We start from the raw sequence: 12,353 nt of genomic DNA, 5'->3' as shown, positions 1-12,353 counted from the left end.
CGACCCCTGGGTAACCGGTACTTGGTGGTGTTCCGGGCGGCGCGCCCGCGCGGCCCCCGCGCCGCGGGGGGGGCCCCCCCCCCCCGCGCCCCCCGCCCCCGTCACCCGTCGGTCACCCGTCGGTCACCCGTCAGCCTGTCAGCCCGTCACCGGGAACACCCGGCGCACCACCCGCTCCGCCGCTCCGCCGTCGTCCCAGACGCAGAACCTGGCCCGGAACCGCGCCCGGGCCGCCGGCTCCGGATCGCCCGCCCGCAGTGCGCGCGCCAGCCCGTCCACGTCCACCGTGACCGCGCCCGGCGGCTCCTCGAACAGGTCGAAGTAGACGCCGCGCTCGTGCCGGTACTCCTCCCAGTCCGGCGCGAATATCACCACCGGCCGGTCCAGCACCGCGTAGTCGAACATCATCGACGAGTAGTCCGTCACCAGCGCGTCCGCCGCCAGGTAGAGGTCCTCGACGGTCGGGTGCGCCGAGACGTCCATGATCTCCGCCGCGTCCTCGCCGGCCGACAGGTCGCCCGGGCCGCCGGTGTGGAAGTAGTGGGTGCGCACCAGCAGGGTGAAGCGCGGGCCGAGCCGCCGGGCCAGCTCGGCCACGTCCAGCAGCGGCACGTAGCCGCCCTTGCCGCCGCGGTGGGTCGGTGCGTACAGCACCGCCGTGGTGCCGGGCCGCAGCCCCAACCGCTCGCGCATGGCCCGGACTTCCTCGGGCGTGGCGTTGGCCAGCCGGTCGTTGCGCGGGTAGCCGGTGTCCAGCATCTCGTACCGGCCGGGGAAGGCCTTGGCGAAGTGCTCGCTGGTGTGCGGATTGGAGGACACCAGGAAGTCCCAGCGGTCTATGGCCTCCTGGAGCCGGTCGAAGTCCATCCCCTCGGCGGCCTCCGGGCGGCCCCGCAGGTCCATGCCCATCGCCTTGAGGGGCGTGCCGTGCTGGGTCTGGAGGTGCACCGTGCCCGGCCGCTTCACCATCGTGCGCGGGAAGTTGACGTTGTTGACGAAGTACTTGGCGGTCGCCATCGCCTTGAGGTACGCGGGGGTGTTGACGATCACGTACGGCACGCCGGGCGGCATGGTGGCGGCCTGGGCGCGGTTCTCCACCACCCACACGCCGCGGATCTGCGGGGCGAGTTCCTTCGCCTTCTCGTAGATCGCCGCCGGGCTGCAGGCGTAACCCCGGTGCCAGTACGCGGCGTAGACCGCCAGGTGCTCGTCCAGCGGGAGGCGGCGGAAGGCGTTGTACGCGGTGAACCGGGCGCCGCTGCGCACCCCCTTCTTCACCGCCGGCGCCACCGCCCGTGCCCCGCGCTTGAGGTCGCGCGGCAGGCGGCCGGTGCGGCGCAGCTCCGCGTAGGCGATCCGGGCGCCGCGCGCGGCCAGCCGGTACTGGACGCCGCGCACGCCGCCGGGGAAGCGGTAGTCGGCCGGCCGGTGCCGCTCGAAGTGCTCGGAGATCCGGCGGAAGAAGTCCTTGCGCAGGTCGGTGGGGACGAGCCCGGGGGTGTCGTAGACGTTCAGCGCCTGGCGCAGGGTCCGGTCGAAGACCAGGGTGCGCAGCGACTCCGGGACGGGCGAGCCGGGGCGGCCGGACCGGCCCCAGCGGTCGATGAAGGCGAAGATCGCGTCGTACTGCGCGAACACGTCGGCGTGCTTGGGGGAGGCCGTGGCGGTGATCGCGCCGTCGCGGCCGCGACGGTAGAAGTAGCAGGGGCGGTCGAGGTAGCGCAGCCGCTCGGCGGCCAGCAGCGCGGGGTAGGTGACCGAGATGTCCTCGTAGTAGCCGCGGCCGAAGGAGACGCCCAGGCCCTCCAGGAAGGCCCGGCGGAAGACCTTGTTCCACACCGACATCACGGTCCGGAACAGCGCCGGGTGCTCGGCCACGGTGCAGCCCTCGACCAGCGGGGAGCCGACCAGCACGTGCCGCCAGGGGTTGGGCTCGGTCCCGCCGTCCGGGTAGACGTGGACGAAGTCGGTGAGCAGCACGTCGGCCGGGGTCTCCCGGCGGCGCTCCTCCTCCAGTTCGTCGAGGATCACGCCGACCGTCCGCTCGGGCACCCAGTCGTCGCTGTCCACGAACCAGACGTACTCCCCGCGCACCCGCGGCAGGGCGGCGGCCCGGGCGCCGCCGAGGCCCTGGTTCTCGGTGAGGTGCAGGACCCTGAGGCGGGGGTCGCGGGCCGCGTAGGCGTCCAGGATCGCGCCGGAGCCGTCGGGGGAGAGATCGTCGACCGCGATCACCTCGAAACGGGTCTCGGCGGCGTTGGTCTCGCCGAGGATCGAGTCGAGGCAGCGCGGCAGGTACCGCTCCACGCCGTGGACCGGGAGCACGATGCTGAGGAGGAGGGACACGCTGGCCGAGTCTACCGATCCACCGCACGCGACCTGCGCGGACGTCCGCCCGGCGGCGGCGGGCGGGGGAGGGGCCCGGAACCGCCGGTGCCGGGCCCCGTGCGGGGCGGCACCGGCAGTCTGGTCGGCGGCCCGGCCGACCCTCTACGGCCGGCCGCCGGTCCGGGCACCCTGCGAGCCTGGCCACCGCAGCGTCGAGGTGACCGGGCAGTGGCTCGCGGGAGCCGGAGTTCGATCGAGTCGATGATCAGTTGATTCATCACTCGAACGCGCGCGTGATGCGGTGCGGGCACCAGCGCGTTGTCACAGATATTGCTTGGAGGATCGACGCGAGTCAATCCCTCGTATGTGTTCACTTCCTGAAGCAGCTCGCTGACGTCGGCCGGGGCGCAAATGATCGTTTTGTCGATCTGGTGGTTGTCCCCTGGCTGTCCCCTATATGCGGGCGGGGGTGCCGGGGGTGTCCGGTCGCGGAGTTCCCGGCGTCCGGTCGGGGCGTCCGGTCGGTACTCGGCAGAGCCGGGGCGGCTCGTCCGGCGCGGGCCACCGCACCGTCGGGGTCGCGCCGATCGCCAGGGTCGCGCCGATCGCCGGGGTCGCGCCGCGCGCCCGGCGCGCACGGCGGCGGACGGGCGCCGGGTCCGTGCCTCCTGGCCCTGCTGACGGACAGCGGGTCGTGCACCATCATTGATGCCTAGTCGTGACCGCCCGGGTGGCCCCTGGTGCATCGTCAGTTGACGCCGCACGATACGGTGGCACCACACCAAGGACGGTTGCACGAAGGCCCTCTGTCACGGATAGTCTTCGCCTCACGGCCCTGGCGCCTCGTAGGGGTGGGAAAACTGATGGAACACATGCAAGTGCGGACTCGGCCCCGGGTGCCGGCGATCCAGTGCGGTGTCGGTGCGACCGGCCGCCGGATCGACCGACACCTGGCCGTGCTCGGCGCGCCCGCACTCCCGGCGGTGGACACCGCCGAGGCACTCGGGCTGATAAGGGAGTTGACGCCGCGCGGCGCCGACGCCCAGGCGGCGGCCCGCCGTCGCCACACCCGGGTCTCGCTGCTGGCGCCGCTGCGCCGGCTGCGCCGGAGCCTCTTCGGCGGACGCGGCTAGCGGCCGCCCGGTCGCGGCCGTACGGCCCCGACGCGACCCGGCGGACCACCTGGTGCGTCGGGTCCTCGTCGTACCCGGGGCGCCGCCCCTCGGACGTCGCCCTGTGGTCTGAACCTCTCATGCTCCGCGACCGCGCCCGCCCGACGAGGGGCGCGTACGGCGGGGCGGTCCTTCGGGCCCGCTGACCTGGGTGAGGATGGCGCCATGGCGGACAACAACCACTCCCCGGCAACCGGATCGACCGGATCCTTCCAGACCACCACCCTGGAGATCACCACCGGCAAGCGCGAGGTCGCGCTCGACATCACGGACCGCTGCGCCGAGTTCCTCAACGAGCGGGCCGCCGGGCGCGACGGCCTGCTCAACGTCTTCGTCCCGCACGCCACGGCCGGGATCGCCGTGCTGGAGACCGGCTCCGGCAGCGACGACGACTTCCTCGCCGTCCTGCGCGACCTGCTCCCGCCCGACGACCGCTGGCGCCACCGGCACGGCAGCCCCGGCCACGGGCGGGACCACGTGGTGCCCGGCCTGGTCGCCCCGCACGCCACCCTGCCGGTGATCGGCGGGCAACTGGCGCTCGGCGTCTGGCAGTCCGTGGTGCTCATCGACACCAACGGCGACAACCCGCGGCGCACCGTGCGGTTGTCCTTCCTCGGTTAGGGCCGTCCTCCCGGTCAGGGCCGTCCTTCCTCGGTCAGGGCTGTGCGGACGGGCCGGCGGCGACGTGTCCGGCCACGACGGCGAGGTAGCGCTCGATCGCCAGGTGCTGACAGAGCAGGGCGATCGGGCGACCGAGCCGGGCGTACCAGGCGGACAGCCGGGAGAACGCGGTGACCTCGAACCACACCTCGCCGTCGGCGTCCATCGACACCACGAACGACTCCTCGCCGCGCTCCGGGTGCCCGGGCAGCGTCCCGTAGGCGAACCCGATCCGCTGCGGTCCGTCCACCGTCCACACCACCCGGCAGGGGATCACCAGGCGCGGCCACCGGCTGCCCGGCAGGGCCAGCCGCAGCAGGACGGTGGCCCCCTCCCGGACCGGGCCGCCGGGCCACACCGCGAACCCCGTCCCCAGCTGGGTGCCCCAGCCGAGCACGTACCGCCCGGCCCGCTCCAGCACCTCCGGCCCGCGCCCCAGGTGCACCCTCCGCCGCAGGTGCGCGTACCCGTCGGGCAGCCGCCCGCCCCGGGTGGCTCCCACCTCGGGATAGGTCGGCGCGGCGGCCCGGGCGGCGCGCAGGCGCTGGTGGAGATCGGTGACCATGCGGGACACGCTAGTCCGGGCGTGCGGAGGCGGCGGAGGTGGGGGCGCCTTGCCGTACGCCGGAGGCCGGGAGTAAGAAGGCGGTATGACTGACAGCGCGACGGGCGGCGGTGCCGGGGTGGCCGAGGGTGCGGCGGTGTGCGCGCCGGCGCCGGACGGCTCGGCGGAGGCGGCGCTGCGACACGACCCGCAGTCGACCGGGCCGCGTGCGGACTGCGTCCTGTGCGGGGAGCCGACGGAGCTGCCGGCGGACGAGCCGGGCAGCACGCTGTGCCCGGTGTGCGCCTGGCAGCAGGCGCAGCGGGTGGCGTGCTCGGGCTGAGGCCGAGCCGGGGCTCGAGCTGGGGGCGAACCAGGACTCGGGCCGGGGGACGAGCCAGGACCCAGGCCGAGGGGCGAGCCAGGACCCAGGCCGAGGACGGACCCGGGTGCGGGTTCGGTTCGAGGACGGACGCCGTCTTCGGGTGGGGGGCGGTCCGGGCTAGGCTCCGGTGCCCGTCCGTGGTGGGGCCGGGGTATCGCCGTAGGACTCCAACAGGCCGCTCAGCAGTGTCGCGAGCTGCTCGCGGTCGTCCCCGCCGAGGGCCCGCAGCAGGCGGTCCTCGTTGGCCAGGTGGAGGGGCAGGATCCGGTCGACGGTCTCCAGGCCGTGGTCGGTGAGGCGGATCTTCACCGAGCGGCGGTCGCCCTCGTCGCGCACCCGGGTGACCAGGCCCTTGTCCTGCATCCGGTCCACCCGCAGCGTGATGGCCCCGGTGGTGACCAGGGAGGTCCTGAGGAAGGCGCCCGCCGTCAGCTCGTAGGGAGCGCCGGAGCGCCGGAGCGTGGAGAGGACATCGAACTCGCCGGGCTCGAGGCCGTGTTCGGCGAGGAAGTCCTTGATCTCCTTGTCCCACATGCGGGAGATCCGCATGATGCGCCCGACGACGCCGATGGGTGAGAAGTCGATGTCGGGGCGTTCCCGGCGCCACTGCTCCAGCAGTGCTCCGACCGCGTCGGTCATGGGTCACCTCACTTTCGGCGTTTACTTTAGCACTCATTTAGTTGACGCTCACCTAATGGCTCGTTATCTTAATACTCATCTAACAAGCACTCACCTTGTGAGCGGTGATCCTGATGCCCTTGACGCAGGTACGCGGAACCGAAGTGCACTACGAAGTCGACGGCCACGGGCCCGGTCTGGTGCTGGTGCACGGCACGGGCGGTGACGCCGAGAAGGTCTTCGGCAACGTGGTGGACCACTTCAGCGGGAGCCGCACGGTGGTCCGGCCCAACCTCAGCGGCAGCGGTCAGACCACGGACGACGGCTCGGAGCTGACCGTCGACCTCATAGCCGAGCAGGTCGCCGCAGCCACCCGGGCGGCGGTGAGCGGCCCCGTGGACCTGCTCGGCTTCTCGCTCGGCGCGGTCGCCGCCGCCGCGGTCGCGGCCACCCGGCCCGAACTGGTGCGCCGACTCGTGCTGGTGGCGGGCTGGGCCCACTCCACCGGCCCGCGGGACCGGTACTACTTCCGGACCTGGCGCCAACTCCTGGACACCGACCGGGAGCTGTTCAAGCGCTTCTCGGCGTTGACCGGATTCAGTCCGGCAGCCCTGGACCGCTTCGGCCACCAGGGGCTCGCTGACTCCCTGGCGGACAGCTGGCCACCGCCCGGCATCGGCCGGCAGATCGAGCTGGGCGGCCGGGTGGACCTCCGCCCCCTGCTCCCGGCCATCAGCGCACCGACCCTGGTGGTCGGATTCGCCGACGACGCGATGATCCCGGTCGAGGGCTCGCGCCAGCTGCACGCCGCCATCGCGGGCAGTCGGCTCGTCGAGGTCGAGGACCAGGGGCACATGGACTGGTTCGCCGATCCCAGCGGCCTGGTCGATCTCACCCGTGAGTTCCTCGACGTCGACTGACGCTCCGTCGACCCCTGCGGCGGGGCGCCCGCCGCACGACCGGTCACACACCGCCCGCCGCACGACCGGTCGCACCGCCGGTCACCCGACCAATCGTCCGACTGATCATTCGACCGAACAGAGGAGTCCCCATGTCGTTCCTGGCGCCCGACTACCCCGAAATCCGGTACGACCGCGACGAGGGCGAGACCAACGTCGCCTCGTTCCGCCCGGCGGGCACACCGCCCGACTACGTCGCACCGAACGGCTCGACGTTCCACTACCTGTCGACCCGGCTCAGCACCAACGGCCTGTACGGCCTGTACCAGAACCGGCTCACCGGCGAAGTGGGCGGCACCAGCCCGCACTTCCACAAGACGATGTCGGAGTCGTTCTACGTCCTCTCCGGCGAGATCCACGTCTTCGACGGCGAACGCTGGTTCGACGCCGCCCGGGGCGACTACCTCTACATCCCGCCCGGCGGCGTGCACTCCTTCGGCAACATCTCCGGCGAACCGGCCGAGTTCCTGATGCTGTTCTCCCCCGGCGCCGCCCGGGAGGGCTACTTCGAAGGACTGGCGGACGTGGCGACCATGACCGAGGAGGAGCGCGCGGCCTTCTTCGTCCGCCACGACAGCTTCTTCGCCGACATGACCAAGGGCCCGGCGGCGGACTCCTGGCAGGACCGCGCGGCCCTGCGCAAGTCCTTCAAGACCCGCTGACCGCAGGCAGCTGCTCCGGCTGCCTCTCCCGCTCCGGCTCCCGCTCCCGCTCCGGCTTTGTCTCTAGGCATCCTCCCGGGTGGCCAGGGCGAGGGTGGAGCCGTGGCGGCCCTTGCGGACCATGAGCTGGGCCGGGATGCGGCTGCGCAGGTCGGCGACGTGGCTGACGATGCCGACCGCGCGGTCCCGTTCGCGCAGGCCGTCCAGGACGTCCATCACCTCCTCCAGGGTCTGCTCGTCCAGGGTGCCGAACCCCTCGTCGATGAACAGGGTGTCCAGCGGCATGCCGCCCGCCTCGTCGGTGACCACGTCGGCCAGGCCGAGGGCGAGGGAGAGCGAGGCGAAGAAGCTCTCGCCGCCGGAGAGGGTCGCGGTGTCCCGCTCGGTGCCCGTCCAGGCGTCGACCACCCGCAGGGCCAGACCGGACCGCTTGTTGCCGCCTCCCCGGTCGTCGCTGTGCACGAGGGTGTAGCGGCCGCCGGACATCCGGACCAGCCGGTCGCTGGCCGCCGCCGCCACCTGCTCCAACCGGGCCGCCAGGACGTACGACTCCAGACGCATCCGCAGCCGGTTCTCGGTCGAGGTGCCGGCGGCCAGCGCGGCGAGCCGGTTGATCCGCCCGTACCGCTCCAGTGCCGGGGCGAGGCCCGCGGCCAGGGCGGTCAGTTGCCGCCCGATCTCGGCCAGCGCGGCGCCGCGCTCCCGGGCCGCCGACCGGGCGGCGTGCGCCTGGCCGAGCCGCTCCGTGGCGGCGCCGAGCGCGGCAGCGGCGGCGGAGAGGTCGACCGGCGGACGGGCGGCGGCCTCGGCCAGCTCGGGCAGCGCCAGCTCGTGCCGTACGGCGGCCGACTCCGCGCGGTGCCGCTCCAACCGGGCCTCCAGCCGCTCGCGCTCCTCGCGCGGCAGCAGCACCGCGAGCGCCGCCGCGGCGTCCGGGAAGCCCGCCGCGGCGGCGGCCTTGGCGAGTTCCTCCGCGGCCTCCCCCAGCCGGGCCCGCGCCTCGGCGCAGGCCCGCGCGGCGGTGGCGGTGGCGGCCACCTCCTCGGTGAGCCGGGCCAGTGCAGCGGCCCGGTCGGCGACCGAGGCGGCGTCTCCCCGGGCCGCCGCCACCCTGGCGGTCAGCTCCCGCTGCTCGGCGTCCACCGCCTGCAGCCGGTCCGTGAGGACGGCGGCGCGCTCCTTGGCCTCGTGCAGTTCGTCCAGGCGACGGGCGCGGTCCTGGGCCAGCTGGCCGATCTCCTGCTCGACCCGGCCGAGCGCCTCCGCCTCGTGCAGCGCCGCGCGGTGCTCGTGCTCCACCTCGGCCAGCGCCTGCGCGAGCGCGTCCGCCCCCTCCGGCCCGGCGGCCCCGGCGGCGGTCGCCTCCCGGACCCGCAGCGCGGTCAGGGCCTGCTCGGCGGAGTCCCAGGCCTGCTCGGCGGCGGTCTGGGCGCGACGGGCCCGCTCCTCGTCCTCGGCGCTCACCCGCCCGACCGTCCCGGCCTCGGCGGGTGCCGGGTGCTCGGGCGAGCCGCAGACCCGGCAGGCCTCGCCCGCCCTCAGCTGCTCGGCCAGCTCGGCGGCCATGCCCGTCAGGCGGCGGTCCCGCAGGTCCAGGCTGTGCTCGCGGGCGTCCAGCGCGGCGGTGCGCAGCCCGGCGACCCGCGGTTCGGCGTCCGCGATCTCGGCGCGCAGGGCGTCGCGCTCCCTGGCCGCTTCCAGCCGGGCGGCCAACTCGGTGCGCCGGCCGTCCAGGCGCTCGACCCGGGCGGTCGCGGCGAGGGCCCGGGACTGCTGCTCCTCCAGCCGGCGCAGCTCGTCGTCGAACTCGGCCAGCCAGTCCTCGGCCTCCTCGGCCAGCTCCTCGGCGGCGCGCCGTTCCCGCGTCAACGAGCCAGCTTCTCCGGCGAGTTCCGTGCAGCGCCGCTCCTCGGCCCGGGCGGCCTCGAGGCGGACCACCTCGGCCCGCAGCCGCAGCTCGGCCTCGGCGAGCTCGGCGGCGGCGGACGCGGCGCCCGTTTCGGTACCGGACTCCGCCGGCCCGGTGCCGGCTCCAGCGCCCGTTGCGGGTCCGGCCGCTGCTGCTGCTGCTGCCTCCTTCTCGGTGCCGGTGCCGGTGCCGACTCCGGCGAGCCTGCGGCCCTCGGGGCCGAACGGGGCGAGCGCCTCCCGGCGCCGCCGCTCCGCCTCCCGGGCCCGCCCGAGCGCCTCGGCCGCGCTCTCCCGCAGCCGCAGCGCGGCCTCCACCCCGACGGCCTCCTGCGCGGCCGCCAGCCGCTGCCGGTCCCGGGCCGCGGCGGGCTCGAACGCGGCCAGCCGCTCTGCCTCGGCCAGCGCCTCACGGTGCCGGCGCTGGCGCCCGGCCAACTCCTCCGCGGCCTCCCGGCCCTGCTGGGCCTGCTGCTGCGCGGCCTCGGCGAGGGCGAGCGCGGACTCTGCGACGGCGAGCCGTTCGGCCGCCTCGCTGCGCAGCACCGCGGCCCAGCCGAGCACCCCGGTGGTCAGGTCGGCGTGGTCGTCCTCGGCCGGCACCCAGCCCTCGGCGGGCTCGGCGCCGGGCCCGGCCGCCTGCTCGGCCTTGCTGGCGAGGTCGCGCAGCCGGCGCCGACCGGCCTGGACGGCGGCCTCCTGGGAGCGCCGCTGCTCACCGAGCCAGGCCTCCACGTGGCCGTACCGCTCGGTGTCGAACAGCCGCCGCAGCAGCTTGGCGCGCTCCTCCGAGTCGGCCCGGAGGAAGCGGGCGAAGTCGCCCTGCGGCAGCAGGACCACCTGGCAGAACTGCTCCCGGCTCATGCCGATCAGCCGGTGGATCTCCTCCCCGGCCTCCTGGTGGGACTTGCTGAGCGGCCGCCAGCCGGGCGAGCCCTCGCCCGTGTCGGCCGTCCATTCGCGCAGCAGGGTCTGCGGCCGCTCGACGGTGGTGCCGGTGCCGACCTTCTTCGGGCGGCGCTGCTCGGGCAGCCGGGTGATCTGCAGCCGTCGGCCGCCGAGCGTCAGCTCCAGCTCCACCTGCGTCAGCCGCTTCGGGTCCGCGTGGTCGCTGCGCAGCCGGTTGGCCCGGCGGGCGTTCGGCGTCTCGCCGTAGAGGGCGAAGCAGACCGCGTCCAGCACGCTGCTCTTGCCCGCGCCCGTCGCGCCGCGGAGCAGGAACAGCCCGCCGGCGGCGAGTGCGTCGAAGTCGACCGTCTCGGTGCCCGCGAACGGGCCGAAGGCGGTGACGGTGAGCCGGTGCAGCCTCATCGCGGCAGGTCCGCCTTCCGGTCGGCGCTCTCCCGGACGCGCTCGAAGCCCTGGCGCAGCCAGCCGAGCTCGTCGGGCGCCGGCTCGGCGCCGGGGCGGACGTGCCGCAGGAAGCCCTCGGCGATCTCGAGGTCGTCCCGGCCGCTGACCCGGGCCGCGTAGGACTCGGACGGCCCGGCCGCGCCCCCCTCGGGGTCGAAGAGGAGTTGGAGGGTGTGCGGGAAGCGGCGGCGCAGCTTCTCCATCGGCTCGCTCGGGCGGACCGCGTCGGTGAGCGTGGCCTGCACCCAGGACTGCTCGTGCTCGGCGTACCTCTCGTCGGTGAGCAGCGCCTCGAACGTGTCGCGGAGGGTGGCGAGCGGGCGCGGGCGGGGGCAGTCGATCCGTTCGGCGCTCACGGATCCGTCGGCGGCGAGGTCGACCAGCCACATGGTCTTGCGCTGGTGGACCTCGGAGAAGGAGTAGGCGAGCGGGGAGCCGCTGTAGCGCAGGTGGGGGGCGAGCGTCTGGCAGCCGTGCAGGTGGCCGAGCGCGGCGTAGTGGACGCCGTCGAACACCGAGGCGGGGACGGAGGCGACCCCGCCGACCGCGATGTCCCGCTCGCTGTCGCTCGCCGTGCCGCCGGTGACGAAGGCGTGCGCCAGCACCACGGCCCTGGTGCCCTCCGGACGCGTCGCCAGGTCGGCCCGGACCTGGTCCATCGCCGCGCCGAGCACCGCCGCGTGGCCGCCCTTGGCCAGCCCGAACCGCTCGCGCACCAGCGTGGGCTCCAGGTACGGCAGGCCGTACACCGCCACCGGCCCGTGCTCGTCCGCCAGCAGCACCGGCTCGGCGCACTCGCCGGGATCGGTGCGCAGGTGGATCCCGGCCCGCCCGATCAGCCCGGCGCCGACGCCGAGGCGGCGGGCCGAGTCGTGGTTCCCGCTGATGAAGACCGTCGGCACCCCGAGGTCCGCCAGCCGGTGCAGCACGTCGTCGAACAGGGCGACCGCCTCCAGGCCGGGCAGCGCCCGGTCGTACACGTCCCCGGCGACGAGCACGGCGTCCACGCCCTCGGACCGGACCACCGCCACCAGGTGGTCCAGGAAGGCGCGCTGGGCGTCGTGCAGGCTCTCCCGGTGGAAGGAGCGCCCGAGGTGCCAGTCGGAGGTATGCAGGAGTCGCATGGTCCTCGACCCTAGCGCCCGGCACCGACAATCCCGCCGGGACCGGTTGTCGCGCCGGTCACTCGGGTCCCGCAGGGGTGGGCGGTTCCGGAGTCGGCGAGCCGGCGGCCGGTCGGCCGAGGGGCCCGGGACCGTGCCGACCCGGTCGCGGACGGGCGGAATCAGTCGAAATCAGTCGGAAGCGGGCCGGTCGCGGGCGGGAATCGCCAGGGTCGGTCGGCGGCCGGCCGGCCCGAAGCGGGGGCGGCTGACCTCGTCCGATCACCAGGGGTGGATTGTCAGTGGCTCTGTGTATGTTCCGTGGCGTCGGCGACTCCGGAGTCGGAGCCGGCGGCGTCCTCCGGTGCGGTCCGGCACCGGGTGAGCGAACGGGAGGGAATCCATGACCGTACGGGAGTCGGTGTACGAGGTGCTGGCCGCGGCGGGGGTGCGCGGCGGCCCGACGCGGGCGCGGCGGGCGCTGCTGCTCAGCGGACGCAGGTCCGGGTCCGCGGTCGGGGGGCCCCGGGCCGGGGGGCCCGGGGCCGGCCCCGCCCGCCCCCCGGGGCGGCCCCCCCCCCGGGGCGCGCCCCCCCCGCGGGGGCCCGGGCCCCCCCCCCCCGACGCCGATCCGGAAGCGGTCGGTCGGGGTGGGGGTGAG

The 12,353-nt window shown here is 74.8% G+C and carries 10 protein-coding genes; 5 read left to right on the top strand and 5 right to left on the bottom strand.

What is annotated here, in order from left to right; genetic code table 11:
- Positions 1-138: 138 nt before the first annotated feature.
- Positions 139-2,346 (bottom strand): bifunctional glycosyltransferase/CDP-glycerol:glycerophosphate glycerophosphotransferase, encoded by a 2,208-nt coding sequence (locus tag ABT247_RS26040; RefSeq protein WP_350746622.1) that lies wholly within the window; start codon positions 2,344-2,346, stop codon positions 139-141.
- An 845-nt stretch (positions 2,347-3,191) separates the two neighbouring features.
- On the opposite strand from ABT247_RS26040, the gene ABT247_RS26035 reads away from it, so the two are divergent.
- Both ABT247_RS26035 and ABT247_RS26030 read left to right on the top strand, forming a co-directional pair.
- On the top strand, positions 3,192-3,461 hold the full coding sequence (locus tag ABT247_RS26035) for a hypothetical protein (RefSeq protein WP_350746619.1): 270 nt from the start codon (positions 3,192-3,194) through the stop codon (positions 3,459-3,461).
- A gap of 204 nt (positions 3,462-3,665) precedes the next feature.
- Positions 3,666-4,121 carry a YjbQ family protein gene (locus tag ABT247_RS26030; RefSeq protein ID WP_350746616.1) on the top strand — a complete coding sequence of 152 codons (456 nt, stop codon included), beginning with the start codon at positions 3,666-3,668 and terminating at the stop codon, positions 4,119-4,121.
- 34 nt (positions 4,122-4,155) lie between these two features.
- On the opposite strand, the gene ABT247_RS26025 is transcribed toward ABT247_RS26030, so the two are convergent.
- Positions 4,156-4,725, bottom strand: coding sequence for a DUF1990 domain-containing protein (locus ABT247_RS26025; RefSeq protein ID WP_350746612.1), 570 nt, complete (start codon positions 4,723-4,725; stop codon positions 4,156-4,158).
- An 85-nt stretch (positions 4,726-4,810) separates the two neighbouring features.
- Here ABT247_RS26025 and ABT247_RS26020 point away from each other — a divergent pair, with 85 nt between their 5' ends.
- Complete coding sequence (locus ABT247_RS26020) at positions 4,811-5,047, top strand: hypothetical protein (protein WP_350746609.1); 237 nt, start codon at positions 4,811-4,813, stop codon at positions 5,045-5,047.
- Positions 5,048-5,206: 159 nt separating this feature from the next.
- Here ABT247_RS26020 and ABT247_RS26015 read toward each other — a convergent pair whose 3' ends face one another.
- Positions 5,207-5,728 carry a MarR family winged helix-turn-helix transcriptional regulator gene (locus tag ABT247_RS26015; protein ID WP_350746607.1) on the bottom strand — a complete coding sequence of 174 codons (522 nt, stop codon included), beginning with the start codon at positions 5,726-5,728 and terminating at the stop codon, positions 5,207-5,209.
- Positions 5,729-5,841: 113 nt separating this feature from the next.
- On the opposite strand from ABT247_RS26015, the gene ABT247_RS26010 reads away from it, so the two are divergent.
- Together ABT247_RS26010 and ABT247_RS26005 are read left to right on the top strand one after the other, a co-directional pair.
- Positions 5,842-6,627, top strand: coding sequence for an alpha/beta fold hydrolase (locus ABT247_RS26010; RefSeq protein ID WP_350746604.1), 786 nt, complete (start codon positions 5,842-5,844; stop codon positions 6,625-6,627).
- A 131-nt stretch (positions 6,628-6,758) separates the two neighbouring features.
- Positions 6,759-7,328: a cupin domain-containing protein gene (locus ABT247_RS26005; protein WP_350746601.1), complete on the top strand. Its 570-nt coding sequence runs from the start codon at positions 6,759-6,761 to the stop codon at positions 7,326-7,328.
- Between the two features lie 63 nt (positions 7,329-7,391).
- Here the strand turns inward: ABT247_RS26005 and ABT247_RS26000 are convergent, their stop codons facing one another.
- Together ABT247_RS26000 and ABT247_RS25995 are read right to left on the bottom strand one after the other, a co-directional pair.
- On the bottom strand, positions 7,392-10,547 hold the full coding sequence (locus tag ABT247_RS26000; protein WP_350746598.1) for an AAA family ATPase: 3,156 nt from the start codon (positions 10,545-10,547) through the stop codon (positions 7,392-7,394).
- Positions 10,544-11,713, bottom strand: coding sequence for an exonuclease SbcCD subunit D (locus tag ABT247_RS25995; RefSeq protein WP_350746595.1), 1,170 nt, complete (start codon positions 11,711-11,713; stop codon positions 10,544-10,546). The genes ABT247_RS26000 and ABT247_RS25995 overlap by 4 nt, the downstream gene beginning before the upstream one ends.
- Positions 11,714-12,353: the final 640 nt, after the last annotated feature.

Origin of the sequence: Kitasatospora sp. NPDC001539 (assembly GCF_040298565.1) — a bacterium.
Taxonomy (GTDB): domain Bacteria; phylum Actinomycetota; class Actinomycetes; order Streptomycetales; family Streptomycetaceae; genus Kitasatospora.
The sequence above is the reverse complement of the archived record's forward strand: the minus strand, read 5'-3'. Positions and strand labels throughout refer to the sequence as shown.

Bases quoted from the DNA above. Each gene is read 5' to 3' on its own strand.
- ABT247_RS26035 (WP_350746619.1), top strand. From the start codon at position 3,192: ATGGAACACATGCAAGTGCGGACTCGGCCCCGGGTGCCGGCGATCCAG.
- ABT247_RS26030 (WP_350746616.1), top strand. From the start codon at position 3,666: ATGGCGGACAACAACCACTCCCCGGCAACCGGATCGACCGGATCCTTC.
- ABT247_RS26025 (WP_350746612.1), bottom strand. From the start codon at position 4,725: ATGGTCACCGATCTCCACCAGCGCCTGCGCGCCGCCCGGGCCGCCGCG.
- ABT247_RS26020 (WP_350746609.1), top strand. From the start codon at position 4,811: ATGACTGACAGCGCGACGGGCGGCGGTGCCGGGGTGGCCGAGGGTGCG.
- ABT247_RS26015 (WP_350746607.1), bottom strand. From the start codon at position 5,728: ATGACCGACGCGGTCGGAGCACTGCTGGAGCAGTGGCGCCGGGAACGC.
- ABT247_RS26010 (WP_350746604.1), top strand. From the start codon at position 5,842: ATGCCCTTGACGCAGGTACGCGGAACCGAAGTGCACTACGAAGTCGAC.
- ABT247_RS26005 (WP_350746601.1), top strand. From the start codon at position 6,759: ATGTCGTTCCTGGCGCCCGACTACCCCGAAATCCGGTACGACCGCGAC.
- ABT247_RS26000 (WP_350746598.1), bottom strand. From the start codon at position 10,547: ATGAGGCTGCACCGGCTCACCGTCACCGCCTTCGGCCCGTTCGCGGGC.
- ABT247_RS25995 (WP_350746595.1), bottom strand. From the start codon at position 11,713: ATGCGACTCCTGCATACCTCCGACTGGCACCTCGGGCGCTCCTTCCAC.